Annotated in this window: 20 protein-coding genes; 8 read left to right on the top strand and 12 right to left on the bottom strand. The window is 68.0% G+C overall.

What is annotated here, in order from left to right; genetic code table 11:
• Positions 1-61: 61 nt before the first annotated feature.
• From AC1D02_RS11295 to AC1D02_RS11255, 9 genes are all read right to left on the bottom strand, one after another.
• Positions 62-2,461 (bottom strand): bifunctional diguanylate cyclase/phosphodiesterase, encoded by a 2,400-nt coding sequence (locus tag AC1D02_RS11295; protein WP_477316770.1) that lies wholly within the window; start codon positions 2,459-2,461, stop codon positions 62-64.
• Between the two features lie 2 nt (positions 2,462-2,463).
• The gene (locus tag AC1D02_RS11290; RefSeq protein WP_477316768.1) at positions 2,464-3,096 is read right to left on the bottom strand and encodes a methylamine utilization protein; all 633 of its coding nucleotides are present in this window, start codon (positions 3,094-3,096) and stop codon (positions 2,464-2,466) included.
• Between the two features lie 125 nt (positions 3,097-3,221).
• Positions 3,222-4,619 (bottom strand): SEL1-like repeat protein, encoded by a 1,398-nt coding sequence (locus AC1D02_RS11285; RefSeq protein WP_477316766.1) that lies wholly within the window; start codon positions 4,617-4,619, stop codon positions 3,222-3,224.
• Between the two features lie 180 nt (positions 4,620-4,799).
• Positions 4,800-5,570: a metal ABC transporter permease gene (locus AC1D02_RS11280; RefSeq protein ID WP_477316764.1), complete on the bottom strand. Its 771-nt coding sequence runs from the start codon at positions 5,568-5,570 to the stop codon at positions 4,800-4,802.
• Complete coding sequence (locus AC1D02_RS11275; protein ID WP_477316762.1) at positions 5,567-6,481, bottom strand: metal ABC transporter substrate-binding protein; 915 nt, start codon at positions 6,479-6,481, stop codon at positions 5,567-5,569. The genes AC1D02_RS11280 and AC1D02_RS11275 overlap by 4 nt, the downstream gene beginning before the upstream one ends.
• A gap of 9 nt (positions 6,482-6,490) precedes the next feature.
• Positions 6,491-7,837 (bottom strand): hypothetical protein, encoded by a 1,347-nt coding sequence (locus AC1D02_RS11270; protein WP_477316760.1) that lies wholly within the window; start codon positions 7,835-7,837, stop codon positions 6,491-6,493.
• 74 nt (positions 7,838-7,911) lie between these two features.
• Positions 7,912-8,247: a hypothetical protein gene (locus tag AC1D02_RS11265; RefSeq protein WP_477316758.1), complete on the bottom strand. Its 336-nt coding sequence runs from the start codon at positions 8,245-8,247 to the stop codon at positions 7,912-7,914.
• Between the two features lie 21 nt (positions 8,248-8,268).
• A complete protein-coding gene (locus AC1D02_RS11260) occupies positions 8,269-8,916 on the bottom strand; it encodes a 3'-5' exonuclease (RefSeq protein WP_477316756.1) in 648 nt (215 codons plus the stop codon).
• On the bottom strand, positions 8,913-10,175 hold the full coding sequence (locus tag AC1D02_RS11255) for an Hsp70 family protein (RefSeq protein WP_477316754.1): 1,263 nt from the start codon (positions 10,173-10,175) through the stop codon (positions 8,913-8,915). The genes AC1D02_RS11260 and AC1D02_RS11255 overlap by 4 nt, the downstream gene beginning before the upstream one ends.
• A gap of 163 nt (positions 10,176-10,338) precedes the next feature.
• Here AC1D02_RS11255 and AC1D02_RS11250 point away from each other — a divergent pair, with 163 nt between their 5' ends.
• Both AC1D02_RS11250 and AC1D02_RS11245 read left to right on the top strand, forming a co-directional pair.
• Complete coding sequence (locus AC1D02_RS11250; RefSeq protein WP_477316752.1) at positions 10,339-12,309, top strand: hypothetical protein; 1,971 nt, start codon at positions 10,339-10,341, stop codon at positions 12,307-12,309.
• A 113-nt stretch (positions 12,310-12,422) separates the two neighbouring features.
• On the top strand, positions 12,423-13,493 hold the full coding sequence (locus AC1D02_RS11245; protein WP_477316750.1) for a LacI family DNA-binding transcriptional regulator: 1,071 nt from the start codon (positions 12,423-12,425) through the stop codon (positions 13,491-13,493).
• A 33-nt stretch (positions 13,494-13,526) separates the two neighbouring features.
• Here AC1D02_RS11245 and AC1D02_RS11240 read toward each other — a convergent pair whose 3' ends face one another.
• The 3 genes from AC1D02_RS11240 to AC1D02_RS11230 all read right to left on the bottom strand — a co-directional run bounded on the left by AC1D02_RS11240 (position 13,527) and on the right by AC1D02_RS11230 (position 15,292).
• The gene (locus AC1D02_RS11240; protein WP_477316748.1) at positions 13,527-13,967 is read right to left on the bottom strand and encodes an Hsp20/alpha crystallin family protein; all 441 of its coding nucleotides are present in this window, start codon (positions 13,965-13,967) and stop codon (positions 13,527-13,529) included.
• Between the two features lie 30 nt (positions 13,968-13,997).
• On the bottom strand, positions 13,998-14,690 hold the full coding sequence (locus tag AC1D02_RS11235) for a dienelactone hydrolase family protein (RefSeq protein WP_477316746.1): 693 nt from the start codon (positions 14,688-14,690) through the stop codon (positions 13,998-14,000).
• Positions 14,691-14,794: 104 nt separating this feature from the next.
• On the bottom strand, positions 14,795-15,292 hold the full coding sequence (locus tag AC1D02_RS11230; RefSeq protein ID WP_477316744.1) for a MarR family winged helix-turn-helix transcriptional regulator: 498 nt from the start codon (positions 15,290-15,292) through the stop codon (positions 14,795-14,797).
• 257 nt (positions 15,293-15,549) lie between these two features.
• Here AC1D02_RS11230 and AC1D02_RS11225 point away from each other — a divergent pair, with 257 nt between their 5' ends.
• Genes AC1D02_RS11225 through AC1D02_RS11200 form a run of 6 tightly spaced genes read left to right on the top strand, consistent with a single transcriptional unit; the run spans position 15,550 to position 21,490 of the window.
• Positions 15,550-16,407, top strand: coding sequence for an STAS domain-containing protein (locus AC1D02_RS11225; protein ID WP_477316742.1), 858 nt, complete (start codon positions 15,550-15,552; stop codon positions 16,405-16,407).
• A gap of 3 nt (positions 16,408-16,410) precedes the next feature.
• Entirely contained in the window at positions 16,411-16,770 is a 360-nt protein-coding gene (locus tag AC1D02_RS11220) for an STAS domain-containing protein (protein ID WP_477316740.1), read from the top strand.
• On the top strand, positions 16,767-17,213 hold the full coding sequence (locus tag AC1D02_RS11215) for an ATP-binding protein (RefSeq protein ID WP_477316738.1): 447 nt from the start codon (positions 16,767-16,769) through the stop codon (positions 17,211-17,213). The genes AC1D02_RS11220 and AC1D02_RS11215 overlap by 4 nt, the downstream gene beginning before the upstream one ends.
• On the top strand, positions 17,201-18,232 hold the full coding sequence (locus AC1D02_RS11210; protein ID WP_477316736.1) for an ATP-binding protein: 1,032 nt from the start codon (positions 17,201-17,203) through the stop codon (positions 18,230-18,232). The genes AC1D02_RS11215 and AC1D02_RS11210 overlap by 13 nt, the downstream gene beginning before the upstream one ends.
• Positions 18,232-19,590, top strand: coding sequence for an ATP-binding protein (locus AC1D02_RS11205; RefSeq protein WP_477316734.1), 1,359 nt, complete (start codon positions 18,232-18,234; stop codon positions 19,588-19,590). The genes AC1D02_RS11210 and AC1D02_RS11205 overlap by 1 nt, the downstream gene beginning before the upstream one ends.
• A gap of 1 nt (position 19,591) precedes the next feature.
• On the top strand, positions 19,592-21,490 hold the full coding sequence (locus tag AC1D02_RS11200) for an ATP-binding response regulator (protein ID WP_477316732.1): 1,899 nt from the start codon (positions 19,592-19,594) through the stop codon (positions 21,488-21,490).
• Positions 21,491-21,570: the final 80 nt, after the last annotated feature.

Here is a 21,570-nt window from a genome sequence, read left to right as displayed (position 1 = left end):
TCTCTCAGTAGTTTTTATGGGGCGGCGGATTGCGCCTGCGAGCGATTCTAGCGGATTTTGCTCAGCTGATGGTATCGACGTAAGGCAGCGCCGAGCGAACCGGCGGCACCCAGTTGCGGATCCACTCGACCAGTTTGTCGCCCGGGATCGGACGGCTCATGAAGTAGCCCTGGCCCTGGTCGCAGCCCAGCGCGGCGAGCAGGCGCCACACCGCTTCGCTCTCGATCCCTTCGGCCACCACGCGCAGGCCCATGTTGTGGCCAAGGTCGATGGTGGAACGAACGATCTTGGTGTCGCCGATGTCGTTTTCCATGTTCAGCACGAAGGACTTGTCGATCTTCAGTTCGTCGACAGGCAGTCGCTTCAAATAGGCGAGCGAGGAGTAGCCGGTGCCAAAGTCGTCGATCGACAGGTCGACGCCCATCGCATGCAGGCGCTCAAGCGTCTGCTGCGCGCGGATCGGGTCGTCCATGATGGCGCTTTCGGTGATCTCGAGGCAGAACGATTCCGGCTCGACCTGGTGGCGCCGCAGGATGTCCATGAACTTGGTCGGCAGGTCCTGGTCGAGCAGGTCGCGGGTCGACAGGTTGACCGAGACCTTCAGGTCGATGCCCTTGTCGGCCATTTCACGGCACAGCGCGGCCGACTGGTCCAGCACCCAGCGCGTGAGCACGCGAATGAAGCCGGTCTGCTCGGCGAACGGGATGAATTCGTCGGGGAAGACATTGCCGCGCTCCGGGTGGACCCAGCGCACCAGCGATTCGACGCCCACCACTTCGCCGGTGTCGAGCTTCATCTTCGGCTGCACGTGCAGGCGGAATTCGTTGCGCTCGATGGCGTTGCGCAGCTCGGTCAGCAGCGACAGGCTGGTTTCGCTGCCCTTGTCGATCAGCGCGTCGTAGACCACGGCGCCGTCGTTGCGCTGCTTGGCCGCGTACATCGCCACTTCGGCCATCGACAGCAGCGCCTCGGCGTCGGCGCCATGCGCCGGATAGCCGGCGATGCCGACGCCGGCGCCGATGTCCACGGTCTGGTCGTCGAGCGACAGCGGTTGCTCGAGCGCGAGCAGGATGGCGGCCGCGATGTCCTGAGCCTTGCCGATGTCGGCGGCGGGCAGCAGCACGACGAATTCGTCGCCGCCGAGGCGCGCCACGTGGGCTTCAGGGTGCGCTTCCACCACCAGCACCTGGAGGCGCTCGGCGACCTGGCGCAGCAGATCGTCGCCGAAGCTGTGGCCCATCACGTCGTTGACGTGCTTGAAGCGGTCGAGGTCCATCATCAGCACGAACACCTGCTGCTCGCGCTTTTTGGCCTGGTCCAGCGATTCGTTCAGCAAGGTCACGAACTGGGCGCGATTCGGCAAATTGGTGAGCGGGTCCCAGTACGCCAGGCGGCGGATTTCCTGTTCGCGCTTGGCGATACCGTCGCGCATGCTGTCGAAGGCCTTGGCGAGCGCGCCGATCTCGTCGCCGCGCTCGAATCCGGTCTGGGCGCGGTAGTCGCCGCGTTCGAGGCGGCGCGCGATGCCGGCGAGCTGGCGCAGCGGCTGCGCAATGCGTTTGGCGGTCAGCACGCTCGCCACCGCGGCGACGATGATGCCGATGATGGTCAGGACCACCAGGCGCCGTTCGAGGCGCGAGTATTCGGCGGTGGCTTCCTCGATCGAACGGGCGAGCATGACGCTGGCGCCAGATTCGCCGGCGCGGCCGATGTCGACCAGGCGCGCGCTGTACCTGCTGCCGTCCATGTCGACGTCGAAGGTGCGCTCGGTGCGGCCCTGCGACTGCGCCGCAATGGCGCTGGCGGCCGCCGGCGCCACCGTCGCGTCGCCCGCGCGCCAGCGGCCTTCTGTATCGCGGGCGAGGACGGCTACTTCAAGCGCGGACAGCTCCTTCATGTCCATCGCCAGCTGGCGGTCGATCGCAAAGCCCATCACAACCCAGGCGATGGTGATCGGCGCCTTGACCGGCATGACGACGATCTGGTACGGCTTGCCGTCCACCAGCGCGATGCCGCTGGCGCCGTCGGCGCTTTGCTCGGCCTGGTCAAGGAGGCCAAGCACCAATTTTTCCAATTCCGCATGCTTGCCGATGCCGGTCGAGACCTTGATCTTGCGGTCGCCGTCGACCAGCATGGTGAGGTTGGCGCGGGCGCGGCGCGCGCTGTTCTCGAGCGCGGACTGGATGGTTTCGCGGTCGCCGCTGCCGTCATTGCCGACGGCCTGAACGAAGCCGGTGTCGCGCGCCAGCACCTGGGCGCTGAAGCGGCGCTTCTGGGCATTCTGCTCCATCAGCTTGCGAAACACCTTTTCGCCGTTGGTCAGTTCGGCCGTGATCGAGGCGCGCGCGTTGCTGTCGATGCCGCGCTGGATCAGCACCAGGCCGGCCACTTGCAGCACGATGATCAGCGCGAGGAACAGCGTAGCGATACGCCCCTCCAGGCTTTGGAAACCCAGCTTCATGGTCAGTAGCCCGGATCGCCGTCGACCGGCGGTTTCATCGCAAGGCGGAAGCTGGCCGTGACGGCCGCCTCGCCAGGCGGCACCACCAGGGCCTGCTCGGCCTGGGCGTTGGCGGCCATGCCGAAGTGCCAGGCCTTCAGCGCGTATTTGCCGGCGCCCGGGAACTCGATGCGGGCCACACCCTGGGCGTCGGTGCGCGCGAAGAACGGCGTGTCGACCACTTTCACGTAGGCGACCATGCGGTCATGGATATTGCAGCCGAGGACCACGGTGCCGGCCTTGTCGAACACCTGGGGCGCCGCGGCGACGCCGGAGTACAGCTTCTGGTCGAACTTCTTGGCCGGCGAAAACGAGTAGATGTGGTGGCGCACCTTGTCGTTGTTCGGGAACGAGATCTGGCTGCCGGCCTGCACCACGCTGACCAGCGGCAGGAACTTCAGGCCGCGCTGCTCGATGCTGGCCGGCTTGAGATTCTTCGGCGCGGCGCCGCCGCCATCGGGCTCGGCATACAGCACCACGTCCGCCAGCGGCTTGCCGGCGGCGTCGTGGACCTGCACGGCCACACTGGAGGCGGTCGCATGCTGGGACAGGATGGTGAAACAGGCAACAACGGCGCCGCGCAGGGCAAGGTTCATTTAGGCGATCGAATAATGTACACGGGTAATGCCCATGTTACGGCATCGCGCCGGGCAAATGTAGTGCTGGGGCAAAAATTCCCCTTGGAATTTTCTGTTACTGCGGAAAAACAACGAGCCGTCGCTCAACCGCGCTGGGCGAGCGCCTGCGGTGCGCCGGCGTGGCTGACCTGCCATTCGCGGGTCAAATCCAGCGCGGAGCCGATCTCGGCCGGGGAAAGCCGGCGCGCGACGATGCTTTTACTGGCGCTGGCCGTGTCGTGGCCGCCCTCGGCCGCCAGCAGCAGCCACATGTAGGCGTGGACGATGTCGCAAGCGACGCCGCGGCCCGATTCGTACATGGTGCCCAGGTTGAATTGTGCCAGCGCGTGGTTGCGCTCGGCAGCCTGGCGGAACCAATAGACCGCCAGCGCATCGTCCCGCGGCACGCCGTGGCCGCCGGCGTACATCACGCCGAGATTGTTTTGCGCGCTGGCGTCGCCCTGCTCGGCCGCCAGCCGGTACCAGTGGGCGGCCCGGGCGTCGTCGCGCTGCACGCCGCGGCCGTTGGCGTAAATGACGCCGAGGTTGAACTGGGCATTGGCGGCGCCCTGGTCGGCGGCGCGCCGGTACCATTCGAGCGCGCGCTGCTCGTCGCGGGCGGCGCCGCGGCCGTTGGCGTACATGTTGGCAAGATTGTACTGGGCACTCGGATGCCCCTGCTCCGCGGCACGCAGGTACCAGCCGAGCGCGCGCGCCTCGTCCTGGTCGACGCCCTTGCCGTTCGACAGCAGCAGCCCGAGCTGAAACTGCGCCTCGCGGTCGTTCTGGTCGGCGGCGCGCTGCAGCCAGGCGACGGCGCGCAGGGGATCGGAGCGCACGCCGAGGGCGTCGGCGTAGGCGATGCCGAGGTGGCGCTGGGCCACGGCGGCGCCCTGCGCGGCGGCCTGGCGGAACCAGCACAGCGCCTGGGCGTCGCTGGCCTCTACGCCCAGGCCGCGCTTGTACATCAGGCCCAGGTTCAGCTGCGCCTGCGCATGCCCCTGCACGGCGGCCTTGCGAAACCACGCCATCGCCAGCGGATAGTTGACGGTGGCGCCGTGGCCGAACAGGTAGCATTCGGCCAGCAGGTTCTGGGCGCTCGAGACGCCCTGCTCGGCGGCGCGGTAGAACCAGGCCAGCGCCAGTTCGTGGTTCTGGTCGAGGCCGCGCCCCTTGCGGTACATCTGGCCGAGGTTTTGCTGGGCCGAGGCGTCGCCCTGCTCGGCGGCGTTGCGGAACCAGTAGGCCGCCTCGGGATCGCTCTTTTCGACGCCGCGGCCGTTGTAGTACAGCGCGCCCAGGTGGTTCTGGGCGAAGGCCAGGCCCTGCATTGCAGCCTGACGCAGCCACTTGAAGGCAGCCGTGTAGTCGCGCTCGATACACTCGCCCTTCTTGTACATCAGGCCAAGATTGAATTGCGCATAGGCGTCGCCGCGCTCCGCAGCCTGACGAAACCAGACGTAGGTTTCGTAGTTTTCGCGCGTTAAGTTCTGGCGGTTCATGGCGCTCCTCGCAGAATTTCGTGGCTGCAACATCAGCTAGCGAGCTGCTAATTATTGCTAAAAGTTTAACGGTCTGTACAAGCGGCGGTTTGACTGCGCACAATCGTGCAAGCGGGCGAACGCATTAAAAAACCCCGCGGTGATTGCTCACGGCGGGGTTCGGGTGCGGGAGTGAAAAACTCAGGCGTCGGCGAGCGCCGGTTTCGGCCCGATCGCGTAGATCAGCATGGCCAGCAGCGCGAGGCACCACACGATCAGCGCGCCGGACGGCAAGTCGAGCAGCACGGACAGCACCAGGCCGCTCGCATACCCGCCGATCCCTACCAGGTAGGCAAACGCCAGCTTCCGATTCTCGGGATAGTGGCGCACCGCCAGGCTGGGCACGATCAGGCTGGCGAACACCAGGTAGACGCCGACCAGTTGGACCGAGGCCGTCACGGCCAGCGCGAACACCAGGTAAAAGCCCAGCCGCGCCAGGCGCGCATGGAACAGATACAAAATGGCAAGGATGATCGCGGCGCCCAGTGCCGGCATCAGCAGTTGCCCGTAGCCGACCCACAGGATCTGCCCGGCCAGCAGGTCCTGCAGGTGCTCGCCGCCGTGCGGGTTGTGCGCCACCAGCAGCAGCCCGGCGCTGGCTGCCAGGATGAACATCACGCCGATCTGCGCCTCCTGCACTTCCGGCCAGCGCTTTTCAGTCCAGGTCAGCAGCAAGGCGCCGAGCAGTGCGGCGACGCCGGCCGCCACCTGCACCGCCCAGCCATGGGGATCGAGGTCGCCCGAGCCGGCGATGATCACGCCCAGCGCGGCAATCTGGGCAATCGCCAGGTCGATGAACACGATGCCGCGCTTGAGCACCTGGGCGCCCAGCGGGATGTGGGTGGCCAGCACCAGCAGGCCGGCCAGGAAGGCCGGCAGCACGATCATCAGGTCGAAGGATTCCGCGTTCATTTATTCGCTTCCGTCAAACGCTGGACGGTGAGGTCGAACAGGCTGAACAGGTCGGTCGCCTTCGCGTCGCCGCCGACCGTGAACGGCAGCAGCACCGCCGGAATCTTTGCGTGCTCGGACAGCCACTGCGACGCGCGCGCATCCTGGTAGCCGGCGCGGATCACCATCCTGGCCGGCTGGCGCTGCAGCTGGGACAGCAGTTCGCCCAGGTGCGCCGCGCTCGGCTCGACGCCCGGCTTGGCTTCCAGCGTGCCGACCTGGCGCATGCCCAGCCAGTTCATCAGGTACTCCATGTTCTTGTGGTGTTCGACCACCGCCACCCCGCGCAGCGGCGCGGCCTGCTTTTCCCACTTCAGGATGGCGGCGTTCCAGCGTGCCGAGAAATCGGCCTGGCGCGCCTGGAAGTACGCGGCGTCGGCCGGGTCGAGCTGGGCCAGGCGCTTGGCCAGCGCCGCCGCGACCAGCGCGATGTTGTGCGGATTTTGCTGGATGTGCGGATTGCCGGCGGCGTGGACGTCGCCCTCGCTGCGATCGAGCTTGCCCGGCACGTCGAGGCGCGGCACGAAGGAGCCGGCTTCGAAATTGCCCGGCTGGCCGGCGGCGATCTTCGCGTTGCCCGACTGCTGGACCAGCACCGGCAGCCAGCCCACTTCGAGTTCCAGGCCGGTGCACACCAGCAGGTCGGCGTTGCGGGTGCGCGCGATCAGGCCGGGACGCGCTTCGATGCGGTGCGGGTCCTGCAAGCCGTTGGTCGCGCTCGATACTTTGACCTTGTCGCCGCCGATTTCCCTGGTCAGCGCTTCCCATTCCGGCTCGCAGGCCAGCACGTTGAGGGCGGCGTGGGCCGACACCGAAAACAGCGAGGCGGCGCCCAGCAGCAGCGCCGACAGCAGTGTGTGATTGCGTTTCATGGCGACTCCTTAGAACGAGTGGGCAGCGTGCGCGCCCAGGCTCATGATGTATTGCAGGAAGACCTGGTTGTCGGTGACACCGGGGCGGGACTGGTCGCGCGCCAGCTGCAGGCGCAGGCGCGAAAATTCGGACGGGCTGTAATCGACCATCGCGCTGGTGCGCTTGGGCGAATACGCCGACAGCAGCGGGAAGTTCGCCGCGACGTCGGCCGACGGCGTGCCCGAATTGAGGCGGTCGTAGCGCAGCCCGGCGCGCCAGTTCGGCATGAACTGGAACACGCCCTGCAGGTACCAGCCGGACTGGGTGCTGTCGTAGCTGCTCATGGCGGACGCGGTCGACAGGTCGCCGGTTTCCTTGCGGCGGAAGTATTCGCCCTGCAGCTTGAAGTTGCGCTGGGTCGGGTTGCCGTTCGGCGCCCACTTGTAGATGGCGTCGGCGACGAGCATGCGCGAGCTGCCCGAAAACGCCGCGGCCTCGCCCGCGTTGTCGAATTCGCGGTTGGCCGATCCCGTGCGCAGCAGCGACAGGCCGGCGCGCCAGCTTGCCGAATCGCCGATGTCGTCGCCCACGTGCGCATACAGCGCGCCGGCGCCGGCGCCGTTCCTGTTGCGCGAACTGCCCGGGAAGCCGGCGCCGCTGCCCACTTCGGCGCCCACCTCGATCAGCGTGTCGGTCGGCGCCAGCCACTTGGCCTGCACGCCGTCGGTCTTGTACTGGCCGCCGAGGAAGGCCTGGTAGGCCAGCGGCGCATCGACGAAGTCCCAGGTGTGGGCGTGCTGGCTGTTCAGGTAGCCGATCGAGGACAGGAAGCGTCCCGCCTTCAGGTTGATGCCGTTGGCGATCGCCCGGGTCTGGACGAAGGCTTCCTCGACGCCGACCGTATCCTCGCCGGACAGGGCGAAGGTCAGCTGGCCGGAGAACATCGGATCGATGTTGGCCGAAAAAGTCAGTTCCGATTCGCCCAGGTGGAAGCCGCGCTTGCCGGGTCCGACTTCGCCGACCGGCGGCACGAACCCCTGGAGGCGGTACTGCTCCGGATCCTGCGACAGGTTGGCGTAGGATCCGCCCAGCACCAGCGCGATGTTGGGGTTGAACGCGTTGCTCGCGGCCGGCGCCGGCGCGACCGGCGCCGGCGCCGGAGCTTGCGTCGCCAGCGCGGCATTTTGCGCCTGGGCCGCCGCGGCCTGCGCGTCCTGCAGGCGCTGCTCGAGGGCCTGCAGGCGCGCCTCGTACGAGTCCTTCATTTCCTTGATCTGGGCGCGAATGGCAGCCAGTTCCTTGTCGTCGGCGGCGAATGCCATTGGCGACACGAATGCGGCAGCGAGCGCCGCGGCGAGTACGGTGGACTTCAACATATTATTTCCTTGCAAACAGAGAATGGCGGGGCGCGACGCGACAAGGCGCGCGGCGACCCGAAAACAAGCTGTGTTTATGCGAAGGAAGGTGGTGCGCGCGACTGGAACACGCAGGTAGTGCGCTCGCAGCCGGGCTGGGTGGGACTGGCGCCGGGGGCGCAGGTGGCGGAGCCGTCGGGCGCGAAGCTGCGGGTCTCGCAGCCGACCGCGCCGGCGATCTGGGCGAAGGCGAGGCACTGCTCGCAGGTCTGATCCTGGGCGAAGGCGGACGAGACGCCGCTTTCCTGCTTGCCGACATGATGCGCGCGCGCCGCGCCGGCCCAGTGCGTCATCGCGTGCGACATCGCCATCTGCTGCGACAGAAGCAGCAGCAGCGACAGCAGCACTCGGACTATGGATCGGCGGGTCATGATGCCGGTATTGTAATGCGATCAGTCCGCTGGTGTGATTTTTTTTGCTTGGGCGTATTTATCGAGGAAAGCGGGGACTTTGGCGGCACTCAGCTTGTTCACCGACACCAGCAGGGCCGACTCGACCGGCGTCACGCCGACCGACTGCCCGAGGTGGCGCGCGATGTGGATCAGCAATTCGGCGCTGACTTCCGCGTCGGCCTCGGCGCGGTGGGCCGCGCTGCGGAAGGCGATGCCCAGCTGGCGCGACAGCACGCCGAGCTTGTAGCTCGGCATGCCAGGAAACAGGCGGCGCGACAGCTTCAGCGAGCACACCAGCGCCTGGTGCGCGGGCGCCAGGTCGAGCCGTTCGGCCTCGGCTTTCAGGAACTTTTCGTCGAAGCTGGCGTTGTGGGCCGACAAGGTGTCGGTGCCGATGAAGTCGAGCAGTTCGGGCAGCACGCGGCGCACCGGCGGCGCATGGTCGACCATGGCCTGGCTGATGCCGGTCAGCTGGGTGATGAAGGACGGGATGCGCGCGTTGCAGTTGATCAGCGAGACGTAGCGCTCGGTGACGCGGCCGTCGACGATGCGCAGCGCCGCCACCTCGGTGATGCGGTCGCCCATGGCCGGCGACAGCCCGGTGGTCTCGAAGTCGAGCATGACGATCGGGCGGTCGAACACGCTCATGCGCCGCCCGGTCCGAATTTGCGCGCGGCGTCGATGGCCAGGCCGGCGCCGATCGAGCCGAACAGGTCGCCCTCGACCTTGCGCGCGGCCGGCAGCAAAGCGCCGATGCGGGCGCGCAAGGCGATCACGCCGCTCGAGCCGCCGGTGAAGAACACGGTGTCGACGTCGCTCGCCGCCACGCCGGCATCGCGCAGCAGCTTCAGCACGGTCCGGTCGACGCTGTCGAGCAGGTGCGCGGCGGCGGCGTCGAACTCATGGCGCCGCAGGGCCAGCGTCTCGGGCGGCGACAGGCGCTCCAGCTCGATGCTGGCGCTGGTCGACGCCGACAGCGCGATCTTGCCCTCCTCCACCTTCAGCGCCAGCCAGTGGCCGGCGCGCTCGTCGATCAGGCGCTGCAGGCGGCCGACTTTTTCCGGCTCGCGCGCGTCGCGCACGACGTCGGCCAGCTGGGTCCAGGTTTTCTTGGTGTAAGCCTGGTTGATGGTGTGCCAGGTCGCCAGGTTGAAGTAGTAGCCGGACGGGATCTCGCTGTCGTTGTTCATGCGGCTGCCGTAGCCCAGCAGCGGCATGACCGAGGCCAGGCTGAGGTACTTGTCGAAGTCGGTGCCGCCGATGTGCACGCCGCCGGTGGCGAGGATGTCGTCGCGCCGCTCGGCGCGGCCGGCGCGGTCCGGCCCCAGCCGTACCAGCGAAAAGTCCGAGGTGCCGCCGCCGATGTCGGCGATCAGCACCAGTTCCTCGCGCTCGATGCGCGATTCGTAATCGAAGGCGGCGGCGATCGGTTCGTACTGGAAGGCGACGTGCCTGAAGCCCACCGAGCGTGCCACGTCGGCCAGGGTGTCTTCGGCGAGCTGGTCGGCCTCGCTGCTGTCGTCGATGAAAAACACCGGGCGGCCCATCACCACCGAGTTGAACTGGTGGCCGGCTGCCTGCTCGCCGCGGCGCTTGACCTCGCCGATGAAGTGCGACAAGAGCATGCGAAACGGCAGCGCGCGCCCGCCCACCTCGGTCTGGCCGTCGATCAGGCTGGTGCCGAGCAGGCTCTTGAGCGAGCGCATCAGGCGGCCTTCGTAGCCGGCCAGGTAGTCGGCCAGCGCGGCGCGGCCGTACTTGACCTCTTCCTCGTCGGCGTTGAAAAACACCACCGATGGCAGGGTCGGCTTGCCGTCTTCGAGGGCGAGCAGGGTCGGCCGGCCGGGACGGACCAGCCCTACGGTGGAGTTAGACGTGCCGAAATCGACGCCGCAAGCGTTGGCCATGGAACCCTTCAACTGATCAAGGGGCGGTATGTTACCAGATGCGGCCGGCCGGGTCGAAAGTGTTTTTCGACACAGTCCGCGTTGTTGTTGCTTTGAATCAAATAGTTTCGTTCGCGAAAATATACCCTTGAGAACTCCACCTCGCACTTACACAGGGGAATAAATGAGTACTCAACTAATCAAAGCGTGCATGCTGCTGAGCGCGGCGGCACTGGCCGGTTGCGGCGGCGGTGGCGCCGGCGACACCCCGCCTTCGAGCGCCTGCTCGCTCTCCTCGACCGCGGGCTGCGGCGGCTCGGCGCAGCCGTCACCCCCAACGCCGCCGGCCGCGCCGGACCCGGCCACCAAGGTCGCCTCGGTCAACCTCGTCTTCAGCAGCAACGAGCTGCCGTCGGCCGGCACCGCCGGCTCCGAAGTGGCGGTCACCGCGCTGGTCAAGACCGCGCAAAACACCGCCGTGGCCGGCGCCAGGGTGGAATTTTCCGCCGACTCCGGCCTGCTGGGCGCCGCCAGCGCCATCACCGACGCCGGCGGCAAGGCCACGGCGCTGCTCGGCACGGGCGGCGCGAAAAATAACCGGCCGATCACCGTCCGCGTCAAGTCCGGCACGCAAAGCGCCGAGGGCGTCGTCAACGTCACCGGCACCCAGCTGACTTTCAGCGGGCCGGCCTTCGTCGCGCTGGGCGGCAGCGCCGACCTGGTCGCCACCCTGGTCGACTCGGCCGGCAAGCCGATCGCCGGCGCGCCCTTGACGGCCAGCGCGGCCAAGGGCAACGCGGTGCAACTGGGCGCCGCGGCCAGCGACGCGCGCGGCCAGGTGCCGGTCCATCTGACCGCCTCGGTGCGCGGCACCGAGCAGCTGACCCTGTCGGCGCTCGGCGCCACCGCTTCGCGCAGCATCCTGGTCGGCGGCAACGATGTGGCGCTGACCCCGAGCGTCGCGGTCGACCCGGCCGGCGTCGAACGCCTGTCCGAAGTGGCGGTCGGCGCCTGCGCTCCGGTCGGCGGCAGCTACATGATCGGCGGCGCCGGCCAGTCCGGCAGCGTCACGGTGGCGGCCTCGCGCGGCACGCTGTATCGCAATGCCGGCTGCAGCACGCCGCTGGCCGGCGCGATGGCGTTCAGCGGCGGCGCCTTCCCGGCGCTGTGGATCCGTTCCGACAATGCCGGCGTGGCCACCATCGAAGCGCGCGTGGCGAACGGGCCGAGCGGCAGCACGCGGGTGGAATTCGTCGCCGGCCTGGGCGCCCTGTCGCGCGTGGACCTGCAATCGGACAGCGCCGTGATCGGCAGCGGCGAGCGCAGCACCCTGACCGCGGTGGTGCGCGACGGCACGCCGGCCAACAACCTGGTCAAGGGGGCGACGGTACAGTTTTCCATCCTCGCCGATCCCAGCGGCGGCACGCTGCTGTCGCCATTCTCGGCCGTCACCGGCAGCGACGGCGTCGCCCGCGCCGTCTTCGTGGCGGGACCGGCCGATGGCGGCAAGGACGGCACCGTGGTGCAGGCGCGCATCGCCGAGCTGCCGGCCGCGACCGACCGCGCCAGCCTGACCGTCAACAAGAAGGCCCTGTCGATCCAGTTCGGCACCGGCAACAAGCTCATTGAGGTCGGCAACCAGATCCTGCAGCAGGATTTCGCCGTGTTCGTCTCGGACAGCGCCGGCAGTCCGGTCCAGGACATCGTCATCAGCGCCTCGGCGTGGCCGACACGCTACCGCAAGGGGGAATTCAGGTTCCAGACCGATGCGAGCGACAAGGCCGACCCCGGCGGTTGGCGGCAGATCGTCTCGGATCAGTGCGCCAACGAAGACTTGCTGCGCAAAGGCATCTATGAGCGCGCCTACGATGTGAACAACAACGGCACGCTCGAACCTGGGATTCCCCTGTCGGTCAGCGTCGACGGCAAGACCGACGCCACCGGCGTGGCGAACGTCTCGCTACGCTACCCGCGCGACCGCGGCGCCTGGGTCAGCGTCGCGCTGACGGTGTCGGGCAGCGTGGCGGGCACCGAATCGCTCGCGCGCAGCGAGTTCTGGCTGCCGGTCGTCGGCAAAGATTTTACCGACCGCGCGATCGCGCCGCCGGGCCGGGAGAGCCCGTATGGAACAGGCGCGTGCACCGATCCCGGTTGAACGCCGCCTTGAGTGTTGCAAAAAGTAATTTCCGTGTGGAAATTAGTTGTAATTGGGCAATTGTGTGAGTTACACTGGACCATCCGCAACCCGGGCTGGTCCAGCCCCGCCCGATGACACACGCCACACCGCCCCTTTCCGCCAGCATCGCCGACATCAAGGCCCTGATCCACCGCGAATCGCGGCGCGTGACGTCCTACGATGTGGCGATCGCGGCCGGGGTGTCGCAGTCGGCCGTGTCGCGCTGCTTCAAACCGGGCGCCAGCGTCTCGAAGGCCACCTACGCCCGCGTAATGCAGGCCGCCGCCGACCTCGACTACACCCCCAACGCCGCCGCGCGCAGCCTGAACACGCGCCGCTCCAACCTGGTCGCGCTGATCGCCTCCGACCAGTTGCACCTGCAGTCGCCCGAGCTGCTTGCCGAACTGAGCCGCCAGTTCGCGCTGCGCGGCATGCGCATCGTGCTGTTTTCGCAGCCGCGCGAGTCGGCGCCCGGCTCGCTGTCGGAAGTGTGGGAGCACCAGCTCGACGGCGCGATCGTCGCGGCCAGCCTGTCGGACCGGCAGCTGGCCGAATTCGAACGGCGCGCTCTGCCCTACGTGCTGTTCAACCTCGGCGCCGGCGACATGAACGTCAACGCGATCGTCTGCGACCAGCAGGCCGCCGCGCGCGCCATGGCGGCGCGGCTGGCCGCGGCCGGCCACAAGCGCTTTGCGATGATCGACGGCCCGGCCGGCTCCGCCATGGCGCAGCAGCGCCGGCGCGGCGTGGCCGAACGCCTGGTGGAGCTGGGACTGGAGGCGCCGCTGGCGGTCGAGGGCGGGCACGACTACGCCAGCGGCGCGCGCGGACTGCGCGAAATCGTCGCCCTGCTGGGGAGCGCGCCCGACGCCATCATCTGCGGCAGCGATGCGATGGCGATCGGCTGCCTCGACACGGCGCGCCACGAACTCGGGCTCGACGTGCCGGGCCAGCTGTCGGTCACCGGCTTCGACGGCACGGCGCAGGCGGGCTGGCTCAGCTACAACCTGACCACCCTGCGCCAGCCGGTGCGCCAGATGGCGCAGGCCACGGCCGACGTGCTGGCCGGGCTGATCGGCGCCGGCAATATCGGCGCCGAACGCCGCGTGTTCTCGGCGAGCATCGTCGAAGGCGCCACCGCGCGGCTCGGGCCGGCGGCGTAAAGGGGGTCAGGTCCAACGGACCTGACCCCCAATTTAGTGGATCGTCAGCGTCTTCGACGAGCCGCCCGCCTTCTTGGGCAGCGTCAGCTCGAGGATGCCGTCGTGGTACTCGGCCTTGGCCTGCGCGTCGTCGACCGACTGCGGCAAGGTAAAGCTGCGATAGTATTGGCCCCAGCTGCGCTCGGTGCACAGCATGTTTTCGCTCTTTTGCTCGCTTTGCTGCTGGGTCTGTGCGCTGATCGAGACCTGGTTGCCGTCGACGCTGACCTTGATGTCGTCCTTCTTGATGCCCGGCATTTCGGCCTTCACCACGTACGCCTGCTCGGTCTCGGACACGTCCATGCGCGGCGTCATTCCGGTCGAGCGCAGGCGCGGCCCGGTCAGCGATTGATTGAACACTTCGTCCAGGCCGCGGAACGGGTCGAGCCGCGCCAGTTCGGCGAAAGGATCGAAGCGGGTCAGATTGCTTGCCATGATTGAATCCTCCTTTTAAAAACGAGTTGATCAGGGGTTGCGCTCGGCGCCGCGGTGCGCCGCGCCGAAATGGCGCGCGAACCAGTCGGCCGCCAGCCTGGCGGCCGCTTCGAGCGTGCCGGGTTCTTCGAACAAATGGCTGGCGCCGGGGACGATGTCGATGCGCGAATCGCAATGCAGCAGTTCCAGCGCGGCTTCGTTGAGCGACACCACCTGCTCGTCGTTGCCGCCGACGATCAGCAGGGTCGGCGTGCGCACCTGCTCGAGCGCCATCGCGCCGGCCAGGTCGGGCCGCCCGCCGCGCGAGACCACCGCGGCGAAATGCCCCGGCTGCGAGGCCGCCAGCCGCAGCGCCACCGCCGCGCCGGTGCTGGCGCCGAACAGGCCCTGCGGCATCCCGGCGAAGCCGTCGTGCGCGCGCACCCACGCGCAGGCCGCGGCCAGGCGCGGCTCGAGCAGCGCGATGTCGAAGCGCTTGTGGTAATCCTTGTCTTCGTCGGGGGTGAGCAGGTCGAGCAGCAGGGTCGCCATGCCGGCGCGGTGCAGCTGGCGCGCCACGTAATGATTGCGCGGACTCTTGCGTCCGCTGCCGCTGCCGTGGGCGAAGATGACGATCCCGGCCGGGTCGGGCACTTCGCCCAGGATGCCTTCCAGCCGCAACGGCCCGGCGTCGATGCTGACGTCGAGTTCGGTCGCCGGAATGGGGGGTCGGGTCGATGTCATTGTCTTGCCTCCCACGTCGCTACACGTGGCCTACGAGACAAGTCTAGGAGTGCGCTCAATAAGGTTCTTTGATGTAGATCAAAGGGACCTTGTCGCGATACCGGCTAGAGTTCGGCCATCAGCACCTTGCCGCCGGCGCGGTCGGCCTGCAGCGCGGTGATCAGGATTTCCAGGTCGGCTTCCAGGCGCGCCAGCGTGTCCGGCTCGAGGCCGGCCAGCGCCCCGGGCAGGATGCCGGAAAACGGCGCCGGCGCCGCCGCCAGCACGGCTTCGCCGGCTTCGGTCAGGTGCAGTCCCAGCGCGCGCCGGTCCTCGGTGTCCTTCACCGCCCGCACCATGCCGCGCTCGAGCAGCACCTTGACCAGGTTGCTCGCGGTCGACTGGTGCACGTCCATCGAGCGTCCCAGCTCGCTGACGCCGACGCCCGGACGGCTGCGGATCACCGACAGCGCCCACACCTGGGCGCCGCCGATGCCGGCCGCAGTTTCCACCTGGCGGAAGTGCACCTTGACGGCATTGAAAACAATCCGGAATTGGCGCAGCACGCGGCCGGCCTGGTCGGTTCCCGGGTCCTGGAGAGGGGTCTGGTTGTCTGTTGGCATGCCCGCATGATAACGGAATCTGGGCGTCGCGCAAGTCGCCAAGACCCTCCATCTGTCCATGACAGCTCCGGCGACGCGGTTCGCACCAACATTGTGCACGTAAACCAATCAAATTTGCCCCCGCGCACCGTTGAATAAATTTTAACCGAAGGCATCAATCTTCAGTACAATCCCCGGGATACCAATAGGGCGGTACGGGCTAAGCACGTGCTGAGCGTCCGTCCATAACAGCCTTCACCTTCCAGATAGGGATTTCAATGACCACGATCGACAACGCCGCACGCATCAGCACCCTGATTACCCAGAACGAAGCGTCCATCCTGGCCGACTGGATCGCCAACCTGAACACCGTGATGGTGCGCAACGACGCCAGCGCCGACGAGCAGCTGCGCCGCCACTGCAGCCAGTTCCTGGGGCTGTTCAGCCAGGCCGCGGCCAAGGGCGGCGTCGACGACATCGACCACCGCGCCTGGGACGACGTGCGCAACCTGCTGACCGAAATCTCGGCCGCGCGCGCGCGCCAGGGTTCGACCCCGAGCGAGACCGCCACCTTCGTGTTTTCGCTGAAGCAGTCGCTGTTTACCGTGCTCGGACGCGAACTGTTGTCGCAGCCGGAAGAGCTGGCCGCCGCGCTGTGGAGCCTGTCCACCCTGCTCGACAAGTTGGGCCTGTTCACCATGGAAGTATTCCAGAAGAGCCGCGACCAGATCATCGTGCGCCAGCAGCAGGAACTGCTCGAGCTGTCGACCCCGGTGGTCAAGCTGTGGCAGGACATCCTGGCGCTGCCGCTGATCGGCACCCTCGACAGCGCGCGCACCCAGGTCGTGATGGAAAGCCTGCTGCAGAAGATCGTCGAAACCGGCGCGGCCATCGCGATCATCGACATCACCGGCGTGCCGACCGTCGACACCCTGGTGGCGCAGCACCTGATGAAGACCATCGCCGCCGCGCGCCTGATGGGCGCCGACTGCATCATCAGCGGCATCCGCCCGCAGATCGCGCAAACCATCGTGCACCTGGGCGTGAACCTGGAAGACGTGATCACCAAGGCGACGCTGGCCGACGCCTTCGTCATCGCGCTGGGCCGCGTCGGCGCCAAGATTTCGCGCGACTAAGCCATGGAACGCATTCCTATTCTGCGCATCGGCAGCATGCTGCTGGTGACGATCCAGGTCGACATGCATGACCGCCTGGCAATGACCTTGCAGGACGACCTGACCGACCGCATCGTGCGCGACGAAGCCAAGGGCGTGCTGATCGACATCTCGGCGCTCGACCTGGTCGACTCCTTCATCGGCCGCATGATCAGCAACACCGCCTCGATGGCGCGCGTGCTCGACGCCCAGACGGTGCTGGTCGGGATGCAGCCGGCCGTGGCGATCACGCTGGTCGAGCTGGGCCTCACGCTGCCCGGCGTGAAGACGGCGCTCAACGTCGAACGCGGCATGGCCATGCTCGGAAAGAATTACCCGCGATGAGCGTGCGCTTTGCCTCGGAGTTGCTTACACCCGACAAGGCGATGGTCGCGCGGGCCGTGCTGCCGCTGGTGACCGACGAACACGTCGTGGCGCTGCGCCGCGCCGTGCGCGAACGCGCGGTCGACATCAAACTGAGCCTGGTCGACCAGACCAAGCTGGTGACGGCGGCGAGCGAACTGGCGCGCAACACGATCAAGTATGGCGGCGGCGGCGAAGTGCAGGTAGTGAGCCTGTCGGACGGCGTGCGCCACGGCGTGCAGCTGATGTTCGCCGACGACGGTCCCGGAATCGAAGACCTGAACATGGCACTGACCGACGGCTACACCACGGGCGGCGGGCTGGGACTGGGCCTGTCGGGCGCCAAGCGGCTGGTCGACGAATTTGCGATCGACACGCGGCACGGCGAGGGCACAGTGGTGTCGGTGGTCAAATGGAAGCGCTGACCACCTCCCTGCGGCCGCATCACACGATTGCGATCACCCACGCGAGCGACATTGCAGCGGCGCGCCGCGCCGGCCAGGGCATGGCCGACACGATCGGCTTCAACGAAGTCGGCGCCGGTCGCCTGGCGCTGATGATCAGCGAAGCGGCGACCAACATCCTCAAGCACGCCGGCGAAGGCCGTATCTTCCTGTCGGAGGCGCGCAGCGGCGCGCACCGCGGCATCGACGTGGTGGCGCTCGACAACGGCCCCGGCATCGGCAACCTGGCCTACGCGCTGCGCGACGGCGTCTCGAGCGTGGGCACCGCCGGCACCGGGCTGGGCGCGATGCGCCGCCTGGCCGACGAATTCGACGCCTACGCGCCGCGCGACAAGGGCGCCGCGTTCTTCATGCGCCTGTGGAACGGCACGCCGCCGGCGGCGCCCTTCCCGCCGTACACGTTCGGCGCGCTGACGGTTCCCATCGCCAGCGAGGAAGAATGCGGCGACGCCTGGGGCATGGCATGCGAACATGATCTCCTGTCGCTGCTGTCGATCGACGGCCTCGGACACGGCGCCGACGCCGCCGAGGCGGCCCATGCGGCGCTGAGCGCGCTGGCGGCGCGCCCCAACCTGGCGCCCGCCGCCCAGGTCGACCACTGCCACCTCGCGCTGCGCGCCACGCGCGGCGCGGCGATGGCGTCGGCCCAGCTCGAATTCGGCAAGGACCAGCTGCGCTTTGCCGGCATCGGCAACATCGCCGCCTGCATCATCGACGGCCACGCGCGCAAGCAGATGGTCTCGCACAACGGCATCGTCGGCCACAACATGCGCAAGGTGCAGGAGTTCATTCATCCGTGCGCGCCGGGATCGCTGATCGTCATGCATTCGGACGGCCTGTCGACCAGCTGGGACCTGGCCAATTATCCCGGCCTGTCGGTCTGCAACCCGGCCGTGATCGCGGCCGTGCTGCTGCGCGACTTCGGCCGCGCGCGCGACGACGCCAGCGTGCTGGTGGTGCGCTACCTGGGCCGGCGCTGATGGACAGCACGCGCATCCTGAACCTGGGCATCGAAGGCCCGCAGGACGTGGTCACGGTGCGCCAGCGGGCGCGCCAGGTGTCCGGCCTGCTCGGCTTCGGCCAGCAGGAGCAGGTGCGCATCGCCACCGCGGTGTCCGAACTGGCGCGCTGCGTGTGCCGCCGCATGTATGGCGGGCGCGCCGTGTTCGCGCTGGAACAGGAGGCGCGCCAGCGCCACCTGGTGGTGACGATCCGCGACAACGGCGGCGCCGAACGGGTCGCGCGCAATGGCTTCGACCCGGATGCGGTGGGCCGCGAATTCGACACCGCCATCATCACCGCGCGCCGCATGATGGACGGCTGCGAGGTCAGCTATCACACCGACCATGCGCTGACCGTGTCGATGCGCAAGACGCTGTTGTCCAGCCAGCGCGTCGACCAGGAGCACCTGGTCAGCCTGGGCGCGCAACTGGCGGCCAGTCCCGAGCCGACCAGTTTCTCGGAAGTGCAGCAGCAGAACCAGGAGCTGGCGTCGGCGCTGGCCGAACTGCGCGACCGCCAGGACGACCTGCTGGCGCTCACGCGCGAACTGGAAGACACCAACCGCGGCGTGGTGGCGCTGTACGCCGAGATCGAGGAAAAGGCCGAACGGATTCGCAAGGCCGACGAAATGAAATCGCGCTTCCTGTCGAACACGAGCCACGAGCTGCGTACCCCGCTGTCGTCGATCCGCGCGCTGGCCCAGCTGCTGCTCGACCGCATGGACGGCGAGCTGTCGGCGGAACAGGAAAAGCAGATCAAGTTCATCGCCGGCGCCGCCAACGACCTGTCGAACCTGGTCAACGACCTGCTCGACCTGGCCAAGATCGAAGCGGGCAAGGTGCAGATCAACGCCTCGACGATCGACGTCGGCGAGTTGTTCGCCTCGCTCAAAGGCGTGCTGCGCCCGCTGGCGCAAAATCCCGCGGTCGAACTGGTGTTCGTGCCACCCGCGCAGCCGGTGAGCTTCGAGTCCGACGAAAGCAAGGTCGCCCAGATCCTGCGCAACTTCGTCTCCAACGCCCTGAAATTTACCGAATCGGGACAGGTGACGGTGCAGCTGGCGCCCCATCCCGATCCCGCCGTGATCGTCTTCGAAGTGGCCGACACCGGCATCGGCATCAGTCCCGAGCACCTGCAGCTGATTTTCGAGGAATTCAGCCAGATCGAGCACCCGCTGCAGCGCGGCGCCAAGGGCACCGGCCTCGGTTTGCCGCTGTGTCGCCAGTTCGCCGCGCTGCTCGGCGGCCAGGTCGAGGTGCGCAGCACGCCAGGCGCCGGCTCGGTGTTCGCCCTGAGCCTCCCCCGTTTACTTATCCCGCCCGAACGGGCCGCATGATATGAACCACCAAGACATCCTGATCCTCAACGTCGACGACAACGACGGCGCCCGCTACGTGAAAACGCGCATCCTGATGGGCGCGGGCTTCCGCGTCGAGGAAGCGGCCAACGGCACCGATGCGCTGACGATGGTCGCGCGCAGCATGCCGGCGCTGGTGCTGCTGGACGTCAAGCTCCCGGACATCAACGGCATCGAGGTGTGCCGCCGCATCAAGGCCGACCCGGCCACCTGCGACGTGCTGGTGCTTCAGACGTCGGCCGCGCTGACCGGCCGCGACGACCGCATCCGCGGCCTGGAAGGCGGTTCCGACAGCTACCTGGCGGCGCCGATCGAGGCCGACGAGCTGGTGGCCAACGTGCGCGCGCTGCTGCGCCTGCAGCAGACCAAGGCGGAGCTGAAAAACAGCGAAGAGCGCTTCCGCCAGCTGGCCGAAAACATCGGCGACGTGTTCTGGATGTTCTCGCTGGACGACGGCGCGCTGCTGTACGTCAGCGCCGCCTATGACGCGATGTGGGGCCGCGCCGGCGCCGAACTGGCCGAGGCGCCCGAAGCGTGGACGGCGAGCGTGCATCCGGACGACCTGCCGGCGCTGCTGCAGCGCTGGCGCGCGGTGCGCGAACACGGCGCCTATGACGAAGAATACCGCGTCGTCCAGCCGGGCGGCGCGGTGCGCTGGGTGCGCGACCGCGCCTTCCTGGTGCGCGACGCGCTGGAGCAGCCGTACCGGATCGCCCGCATCACCAGCGACATCTCGGGCCGCAAGGCGCTCGAAGGCCGCCTGCGCGCCGCCGACGAGAACAAGAACGACTTCCTCGCCACGCTGGCGCACGAGCTGCGCAATCCGCTGTCGCCGATCCGCACCGCGGTCGAACTGCTCGATCGCCAGGGCCCCGACATGGCGCCGGCCCACGCCAAGGCGCGCGCGGTGATTTCGCGCCAGGTCGACCACCTGACCCGGCTGGTCGACGACCTGCTCGACGTGGCGCGTATCTCGGAAGGCAAGCTGACGCTGCGCCAGGAGGCCGTGGAACTGGACGGCGTGCTGAAGGTGGCGCTGGAAACGGCGGCGCCGGTGCTGGCCGCGCGCCATCACAGTATCGACGTGGTCACGCCCGACCACCCGCTGTGGGTATGGGGCGACGCGGTGCGGCTGGCGCAGTCGATCGGCAACCTGCTGCACAACGCCGCCAAGTTCACTTCGCCGAACGGCAAGGTGATCCTGGCGGTCGACGTCGCCGACGACGGCGCGACGGTGCGCATCAAGGTGCAGGACAACGGCATCGGCATCGCCGCCAACAACCTGCCGCACATCTTCGACATGTTCACCCAGGGCGAATTCGCGCCCGACCGCGCCCACGACGGCCTGGGCATCGGCCTGTCGCTGGTGTCGACGCTGGTGGCGCTGCATGGCGGCCAGCTAACCGCCGACAGCGCCGGCGCCGGCATGGGCAGCGCCTTCACCATCTCGCTGCCTTTGATGGCCGCTCCGGCCGGCGGCAACGCGACCGCTTCGGCCAACGCCGGCGTCGCGCGGGCGCTGGACATCGTCCTGGTCGACGACAATGTCGATTCCGCGGAAATGATGCGCGACCTGCTGACGGCGCTGGGCCACAGCGTCCGGCTGGCGCACGATGGCGCCGGCGCGCTGGCGCTGGCCGCGGCGCACGTCCCGCACGTCATGATCCTCGACATCGGCCTGCCCGACATGGACGGCAGCGAACTGGCGCGCCGCCTGCGCGCGCTGCCGGCGCTGGCGGCGACCCGGCTGATCGCCCACACCGGCTACGGCGCGCCGCACGACCGCGAGAAGACCAGCGACGCCGGCTTCGACGCCCACTTGGTCAAACCGGTCAGCATGGGCGACCTGCAGGCGGCCTTGCGCAAGGTGGAAGCGTAACAAGTCGACGTGGATCAAACCGGCGCCCGTTCACTGCGCCGCCGCCGCGCTACACTGGGCAGGCCGACCAGTTAGCTCCC

The organism is Massilia sp. P1_C10 (genome assembly GCF_056406475.1).
This window is presented reverse-complemented; position numbering and strand designations above follow the sequence as displayed.